General features: G+C 43.1%; 4 protein-coding genes and 1 pseudogene. All 5 read right to left on the bottom strand.

What is annotated here, in order from left to right:
* A partial coding sequence (locus tag QZ562_RS08020) for a GTP-binding protein (protein ID WP_293759007.1) occupies window positions 1-196 on the bottom strand: 196 nt, incomplete at its 3' end.
* 66 nt (window positions 197-262) lie between these two features.
* A pseudogene (gene fusA, locus QZ562_RS08015) lies at window positions 263-2364 on the bottom strand (elongation factor G).
* 12 nt (window positions 2365-2376) lie between these two features.
* Complete coding sequence (gene rpsG, locus QZ562_RS08010) at window positions 2377-2847, bottom strand: 30S ribosomal protein S7 (RefSeq protein ID WP_293759005.1); 471 nt, start codon at window positions 2845-2847, stop codon at window positions 2377-2379.
* A gap of 79 nt (window positions 2848-2926) precedes the next feature.
* Window positions 2927-3301, bottom strand: coding sequence for a 30S ribosomal protein S12 (gene rpsL, locus QZ562_RS08005; RefSeq protein ID WP_007643204.1), 375 nt, complete (start codon window positions 3299-3301; stop codon window positions 2927-2929).
* 224 nt (window positions 3302-3525) lie between these two features.
* Window positions 3526-7710, bottom strand: coding sequence for a DNA-directed RNA polymerase subunit beta' (gene rpoC, locus QZ562_RS08000; protein WP_293759003.1), 4185 nt, complete (start codon window positions 7708-7710; stop codon window positions 3526-3528).
* Between the last annotated feature and the right edge of the window lie 10 nt (window positions 7711-7720).

The raw sequence follows: 7720 nt of genomic DNA, 5'->3' as shown, positions 1-7720 counted from the left end.
ACGTTGAAATAGTGATCCCACGCTCACGCTCTTCTGGAGCGTTATCAATTTGATCAAATGCTGATGCATCGCCACCGTACGTTTTAGCTAATACAGTTGTGATTGCGGCTGTTAATGTTGTTTTACCATGGTCAACGTGACCGATAGTACCGACGTTTACATGCGGTTTAGTACGTTCAAACTTTGCTTTTGCCATTTTACTGGTTTCCTAAGTTAAAAATCCGTTCTCTAAGAGACTACCGGATCAGACCTTCATTAAAATTTAAGTTCGCGCGTTGGTAATGGCTTTAGTGACATTACTCGGCGCTTCTGAGTATTTAAAAAATTCCATTGAATATGACGCTCGCCCTTGAGTTGCACTGCGCAGATCAGTAGCGTAACCAAACATTTCTGATAACGGTACTTTAGCATGTATTATTTTAATACCCGCCACACCATCATCCATGCCTTCAATCATACCCCGGCGCCTGTTAAGGTCGCCTACTACGTCACCCATCCAGTCTTCTGGAGTAGTGACTTCAACTTTCATAGTTGGCTCAAGTAATACAGGGTCTGCTTCTGCAGCTCCTTTCCTGAACCCCATCGACCCAGCAATTTTAAACGCCATTTCTGAAGAGTCAACATCATGATATGAGCCATCAAACAAGGTAACTTTTACATCAAGTACCGGGTAACCAGCTACCACACCATTTTGCATCTGTTCTTCGATACCTTTATCAACTGATGGAATAAATTCTTTTGGAACCGTACCACCAACAATATTTTGATAAATTCGTATCCAGCGCCTTCTTCATTGGGCTCGATAGTTAACCAAACGTGACCAAACTGGCCTCTTCCGCCTGATTGACGGATAAACTTACCTTCAACATCAACCTTCTTGCGGATGGTCTCGCGATAAGCAACCTGAGGTTTACCTACATTGCACTCAACGTTAAACTCACGCTTCATTCGGTCAACAATAATATCAAGATGTAACTCACCCATACCTGAGATAATTGTTTGAGCTGATTCTGCGTCAGTGTGTACCTTAAACGATGGGTCTTCTGCTGCTAGTTTTCCTAACGCGATACCCATTCGCTCTTGGTCTGGTTGAGAGCGTGGTTCTACTGCTATAGAAATAACCGGTTCAGGAAATTCCATGCGTTCTAGGGTAATGATGTGATTTGGATCACACAATGTGTCACCCGTAGTTACATCTTTTAATCCTATTGCAGCAGCAATATCGCCAGCACGTACTTGCTTTAGCTCTTCTCTATCCTTGGCATGCATTTGAACAATACGCCCGAATCGCTCGCGCTTACCTTTTACTGGGTTGTAAACAGCATCGCCTGAGTTAACCACACCAGAATAACATCGGAAGAACGTTAACGTGCCAACAAAGGGATCAGTAGCAATTTTAAATGCTAATGCAGCAAAGGGTGCAGCATCATCTGCTGGGCGTTCCGCAACTGTTTCATCTTTGTCGTTTAATACACCTTTTATCGCAGGTACATCTATCGGTGCAGGAAGATAATCAACTACTGCGTCAAGAACCGCCTGTACACCTTTATTTTTAAATGCCGAACCACAAGTCGCTAGGACTATTTCATTCGCAAGTGTGCGTTTACGTAAACCAAATTTTATTTCGTCTTCGGTTAGGTCAAAACCTTCCAAATACTTATCCATCAACTCATCAGTAGCTTCAGCTGCTGCTTCAATTAGTTCATTGCGCAATTGCTGCGCTCTGTCCATTAAATCGTCAGGCACATCTTCATAAATGAAAGTCATACCTAGATCAGACTCATTCCAATTAATGGCCTTCATCTTGATAAGGTCAACCACACCCTTGAATGTTTCTTCAACACCTATGTTCAAATGAATAGGTACACATTTGGTACCTAAACGAGTTTCAATTTGTTTCACTACGCGCTCAAAATCTGCACCAGTACGGTCCATCTTGTTTACAAATACCATTCGAGGGACATGGTATTTGTCAGCTTGACGCCAAACCGTTTCAGATTGAGGCTCTACACCTGACGAACCGCAGAATACAACTACAGCACCATCGAGCACACGCAAGGAGCGTTCTACTTCGATAGTGAAGTCAACGTGTCCAGGCGTGTCAATGATATTAATTCGATGTTGTTCGAATTGTTTATCCATACCCGACCAAAAGCAGGTCGTCGCTGCCGAAGTAATAGTAATGCCACGCTCTTGCTCTTGCTCCATCCAGTCCATGGTGGCTGCGCCATCATGGACCTCACCGATCTTGTGAGACAAGCCGGTATAGAAAAGAACGCGCTCAGTGGTCGTGGTTTTACCCGCGTCCACATGGGCGACAATACCAATATTCCGATAACGCTCAAGGGGCGTTTTACGTGCCATAACTTTCTCTTATTACCAGCGGTAGTGAGCGAAAGCTTTGTTTGCTTCAGCCATACGGTGAACGTCTTCACGTTTCTTAACCGCAGAACCTTTATTTTCAGCAGCGTCGAGCATTTCAGCTGCAAGGCGTTGAGCCATTGATTTTTCACCACGTTTACGAGCAGCGTCAACCAACCAACGCATACCTAGAGCATTTCGACGAACGGGACGAACTTCTACTGGAACTTGATAAGTAGAGCCACCAACACGACGAGATTTAACCTCGACCGTAGGGCGGATGTTGTCCAATGCGCTTTCAAATATTTCTAAGTGCGTTTTGTCAGCTTTAATAGCAACAATTTCTAGTGCACCGTAAACGATTTTTTCAGCAGTCGATTTTTTGCCGTCTAACATGACGACATTCATAAATTTAGCAAGTAACTCTGATCCGAACTTAGGATCGGGTAGGATTTTACGTTGACCTACAACTCTTCTTCTTGGCATTTCAAATTCTCCGTAGAATTTTCAGGGTATTCCCAAAACTCAATTATTACTTTAGTTTGGCCTTACTAACGGAGAACCGTTAAGACTTAGGCCTTTTTGTACCGTATTTAGAACGACCGGCTCTGCGATCACTTACGCCTGCACAATCTAATGTACCGCGAACAGTGTGATAACGAACACCTGGTAAATCTTTAACACGACCACCACGAATAAGAACAACACTGTGTTCTTGTAGGTTGTGACCTTCACCACCGATGTATGAAGATACTTCAAAACCGTTGGTCAAACGAACACGACATACTTTACGTAATGCAGAGTTCGGCTTTTTTGGTGTGGTTGTATATACACGGGTACATACTCCACGGCGTTGTGGGCAGGCTTGCAAGGCCGCGACGTTGCTCTTCGTCGCAGGTTGCTTACGGGGCTTGCGCACTAACTGGTTAACTGTTGCCATTAACTAGCTCCTGGTTAAAATTACGACTGGTTACCCTCTTTTGAGGGCGTAAAACGCGAAAAATCCGCGAGCCCAAAATTAATGACGAAAAAGTCACCAAATTTCGGGTCGCGGAATTCTAATGATCAATGGGTGGGCTGTCAAGTAAGACTGCTGCTAAACTGCATAAAATATGGGTTTAGACAACAATCTTTATTTAACGGATCACTTTCTGATCTTATCTTTTACTCGTCGGCAGGTGTCTCACTAACTTCAGCATTAAGTGCTTCAGATAGTGCTAATTCTGCTTCAGATGCAGAAACTGAAGGTTCGTCCAGTCCCTGTTGCTCGGCTAGTTTTCTAGCTGTACGTTTTTGATGGTAAGTGAAGCCGGTACCGGCAGGTATTAATCTTCCAACAATAACGTTTTCTTTCAAGCCACGTAACTCATCTTCTTTACCTTGCACTGCTGCTTCGGTAAGAACACGGGTAGTTTCTTGGAAAGATGCCGCAGAAATAAATGACTCAGTAGACAATGATGCTTTAGTGATACCTAGTAACTGTGGTTCGTATTGAGCAGGGATTTTGCCCTGTCTTTCCAATTCACGGTTAGCGATTTTCACGTTAGACACTTCAACTTGTTCACCTTCTAAGAACTTACTGTCACCTGCATAAGAAATCATACACTTACGCAACATTTGACGAATAACTACTTCGATGTGTTTATCGTTTATTTTCACCCCTTGAAGGCGGTAAACCTCTTGTACTTCATTAACGATATAGTTTGAAACAGCACTGATGCCACGCAATCTGAGAATGTCATGAGGTGACTCCGCTCCGTCTGCTATGACTTCACCTTTCTCAACGTTTTCACCTTCAAACACGTTCAGGTTACGCCATTTAGGGATCATCTCTTCGTAATGTTCACCATCTTTTGGCGTAATAGTTAAGCGTTTCTTACCTTTGGTCTCTTTACCAAAACCAATCATTCCTGATACTTCTGCAAGAATGGCTGGTTCTTTAGGCTTACGAGCCTCAAACAAGTCTGCTACGCGTGGAAGACCACCAGTAATATCACGGGTCTTCGAGCTTTCTTGAGGAATACGAGCCAATACATCACCAGGCTTAGCATCCATACCTTCAGTTGCTTCAATGGTAGTAAAGCTTGGAAGACGGATTTCTTGTAAACCAAATTCTTCACTTTCAAGAATAAGCTTAGGCTCTTTCGCATTTGCTTTAGACAAGTCATTAACTACGATACGAGTAAGACCAGTTAGGTCATCTTGCTGCATCTCAGTGTTACTATCATCGATGTCAGAGTAGCTAATTTTCGCAGCACGCTCAGTAACGATTGGATGCGAATGCGGGTCCCAGTTGGCAACAACTTCGCCAGTGGTAACTTTTGCACCATCATTTACCGTTAAAATGGCACCGTAAGGCACTTTATAACGCTCTTTCTCACGACCTTGATCATCAATAATGCAGATTTCAGTTGAACGAGAAACAATCACTACCTTGTCATCACTGTTTCGCACATACTTAGCATTATGCAGTTTCAAAGTACCCGTAGTTTTCACTTGTACATTGTTTTCTGCAGTTGAACGTGACGCAGCACCACCGATGTGGAATGTACGCATAGTAAGCTGTGTACCAGGTTCACCGATTGACTGAGCAGCGATAACACCGACAGCTTCACCATGACCAACCATGTGTCCACGGGCCAAGTCACGGCCATAACATCTGGCACATACGCCAAAGTCATTTTCGCATGTAATAACAGATCGAACTTGAATTTGGTCAATTGAGTTGACCTCAAGTAGGTCTACTAAGGCCTCATCTAGAAGAACATTACGCTCTACTAACACTTCCTTAGTTCCTGGCTTCATAACGTCTTCAGCAACAGTACGACCTAGCACTCGTTCGCGAAGTGGTTCAACAACATCGCCACCTTCGATAAGAGGTGTCATTTTAACACCTTCGAATGTGCCACAATCATCATTGTTGATAACCAAATCTTGCGCGACATCAACCAAACGACGAGTCAAGTAACCTGAGTTAGCTGTTTTCAATGCCGTATCAGCCAGACCTTTACGTGCTCCGTGTGTAGATATGAAATACTGAAGTACATTCAAACCTTCACGGAAGTTAGCAGTGATAGGTGTTTCAATGATCGAACCATCTGGTTTTGCCATCAAACCACGCATACCCGCTAACTGACGGATTTGTGCGGGGCTACCACGAGCACCGGAATCGGCCATCATAAATACTGAGTTGAAAGAAACTTGCTCTTCCATTTCACCATCTCGATTTTTAACTGTCTCAATTGACAAGTTATCCATCATAGCTTTGGCTACTTTTTCGTTTGCATTTGACCAGATATCGATAACTTTATTGTAGCGCTCACCTGCTGTAACAAGACCAGATTGGAATTGTTCTTGGATTTCGCGTACTTCAGCTTCTGCATCTTCTATAATGTCTTTCTTAGCATCAGGAATAACCATGTCATCTATACCAACAGATGCACCAGCGATCATCGCATAGTGAAAACCGGTATACATGATTTGGTCAGCAGCAATAACGGTATCTTTCAAACCTAGAGTACGATAACAGGCATTCAACAGCTTGGAGATTTGCTTCTTCCCCATAGCTTTGTTAATAATCTCGAAAGGTATTCCTTTTGGTAAAGCCAATGAGAAAATTGCACGACCAACAGTGGTGTCAGTTAATGTAATTTTTTCAACCTTGTTACCATCCGCATCTGTTTCATATTCTGTGATACGTACTTTAACGCGAGCATGTAATTCTGCTGCTTCAGTACGGTATGCTTTTTCAGCTTCATGAGGACTAGTAAACATCATGCCTTCGCCTACACCATTAACACGGTCACGTGTCATATAGTACAAGCCCATTACCACATCCTGTGAAGGAACGATAATTGGCTCACCATTGGCTGGTGAAAGAATGTTGTTGGTGGACATCATCAGTGCGCGAGACTCAAGCTGTGCTTCAATCGTCAACGGAATGTGGACCGCCATTTGGTCACCGTCGAAATCAGCGTTGTATGCAGCACACACTAATGGGTGTAACTGAATCGCTTTTCCTTCGATTAGTATAGGTTCAAATGCCTGAATACCTAGTCTGTGAAGTGTGGGTGCACGGTTAAGCAAGACTGGGTGTTCACGAATAACTTCGTCTAGTACATCCCATACTTCTGGATCTTCGCGCTCGACTAATTTCTTAGCCGCTTTAATTGTAGTCGCTAGGCCACGGCCTTCTAATTTACCATAAATAAACGGCTTAAATAATTCAAGAGCCATCTTCTTTGGTAGACCACATTGGTGCAAGCGTAATGTGGGTCCAACGGTTATTACAGAACGACCAGAATAATCAACACGTTTACCTAGCAAGTTCTGACGGAAACGACCTTGTTTACCTTTGATCATATCAGCCAAAGACTTGAGAGGACGTTTGTTAGAGCCTGTTATAGCACGACCACGACGGCCGTTATCTAGCAAGGCATCGACCGCTTCTTGCAACATACGTTTTTCGTTGCGCACAATAATGTCGGGTGCAGCAAGGTCAAGAAGACGCTTTAAACGATTGTTACGGTTGATAACACGACGGTATAAGTCGTTTAGATCTGACGTCGCGAAACGTCCGCCGTCTAGTGGAACCAAAGGACGTAAGTCAGGAGGCAACACAGGCAATATTGTTAAAATCATCCACTCAGGTTTGTTACCTGATAATTGGAAAGACTCTAATAATTTCAAACGTTTAGTAATTTTCTTACGCTTTGTTTCAGAGTTTATTGAAGGCAACTCTTCTCGCATAGAAACTACATCAGCATCAACGTCTAGTGCTTTAAGCAATTCATAAACTGCTTCAGCGCCCATTTTGGCTTCAAACTCGTCACCGTGCTCTTCAAGTGCATCCAAATATTCTTCTTCGGTGAGAAGTTGGCTGCGTTCAAGTGTCGTCATACCTGGTTCTGATACCACGTATGATTCAAAATAAAGTACACGTTCGATATCACGTAATGTCATATCTAACATCAGACCAATACGGGACGGTAATGATTTCAAGAACCAAATATGTGCAACTGGACTTGCCAAATCAATGTGACCCATACGCTCACGGCGTACTTTAGTTAAGGTAACTTCTACCCCACATTTTTCACAAATCACGCCACGATGTTTGAGGCGCTTGTACTTACCACACAAACATTCATAATCTTTAACAGGACCAAAAATACGTGCGCAAAATAGACCATCACGTTCAGGTTTAAAAGTACGGTAATTAATTGTTTCTGGTTTCTTAACTTCACCGAACGACCACGAGCGGATCATATCCGGTGATGCAAGACCAATTCGTATATTATCGAATTCTTCAGTCTTATGTTGTTGCTTAAGAAACTTTAATAAATCTTTCACATCTCTCTCC

This window comes from uncultured Paraglaciecola sp. (genome assembly GCF_913058035.1).
In the GTDB taxonomy this organism is placed as follows: domain Bacteria; phylum Pseudomonadota; class Gammaproteobacteria; order Enterobacterales; family Alteromonadaceae; genus Paraglaciecola.
Note: the sequence above shows the minus strand (reverse complement) of the source record. Positions and strands in the feature narration are given on the sequence as shown.

Excerpts from the sequence above, each read along its gene's own strand:
- rpsG (WP_293759005.1), bottom strand. The coding sequence starts at position 2,847 with ATGCCAAGAAGAAGAGTTGTAGGTCAACGTAAAATCCTACCCGATCCT.
- rpsL (WP_007643204.1), bottom strand. The coding sequence starts at position 3,301 with ATGGCAACAGTTAACCAGTTAGTGCGCAAGCCCCGTAAGCAACCTGCG.